1 protein-coding gene is annotated in these 959 nt (G+C 79.0%); it reads right to left on the bottom strand.

Annotated elements, in window-relative coordinates:
* Positions 1–959, bottom strand: a 959-nt coding sequence (locus tag Q6969_RS15930; RefSeq protein WP_317231313.1) for an FtsK/SpoIIIE domain-containing protein, incomplete at both ends; no start/stop codon positions are given.

Raw genomic sequence — 959 nt, 5'->3', positions numbered from 1 at the left:
GGCGGCGATGCGCGCCAGGTCGTCCGCCGTCGTGACCGCCACCTGGACCGGACGGGCCGGCGCGCCGTGGGCGGCGACGAGGCAGCGCCCGACCGGGGCGTCCGCGAGGCCGGCCGCCTCGGCCGTGCCGAGGAGGGCCCTGCTGTCGGCCTCGTTGTTGACGCGCAGGGACAGCCGCAGGTCGCAGTTCGCGAGCACGGAGTCGCGCACGACGCCCGCGGGCCGCTGCGTGCAGAGGACCAGGTGCATGCCGAGGGACCGGCCCCGCGCGGCGACGTCGGCGACGACCTCGTGCAGCCCGTCCTGGTCGGCGAGGAGGGCGGCCAGCTCGTCGACCACGATCACCAGGCGCGGCAGCGCCCCGGCCGCCGCGGGGTCGTCGACGTCGCGTGCCCCGCACGCCCGGAGGGTCCGCTCGCGGTGGCGCACCTCCGCCCGCAGGCTGTCCAGGGCCCGGTGGGCGCCCTGGCCGTCGAGGTCGGTGACGAGGCCCACGGCGTGCGGGAGGACGAGCAGCGGGTCGAACGCGGCGCCGCCCTTGAAGTCGACGAGCAGCACGGTGACCTCCTCCGGCGGATGCGCGGCGGCCAGCGCCGCCATCCACGTGACGAGCAGCTCGCTCTTGCCGCTGCCCGTCGTGCCCGCGACGACCGCGTGCGGGCCGTCCGCGACGAGGTCGACGGCGACGGGACCCGCGTGCCCGACGCCGATGACGGCCGCGAGACCGCGGGTCCCGCCCGCAGCCGTGCCCGCTGGAGGCGTCAGGTCGGCGAAGGGCACCCGTGTGGGGAGGGGCGCCCGGGCCGCCGCGAGGCCGCGACGGCGGGCGAGGTCGGCGAGCTCGTCGGCCAGGCGCTCCGCCTCCCGGAGAGAGACGAGCTCGAGCCGCACGCGGCCCGTGCGGGTGAGCCGCGGCGTCCCGGCCTCGGCCCCGTCGTCGTCGAGCGCGAGGGCGCCGG

The sequence above is a fragment of the Clavibacter sp. MX14-G9D genome (assembly GCF_032917815.1).
GTDB lineage: Bacteria > Actinomycetota > Actinomycetes > Actinomycetales > Microbacteriaceae > Clavibacter > Clavibacter michiganensis_K.
The sequence above is the reverse complement of the archived record's forward strand: the minus strand, read 5'-3'. Positions and strand labels throughout refer to the sequence as shown.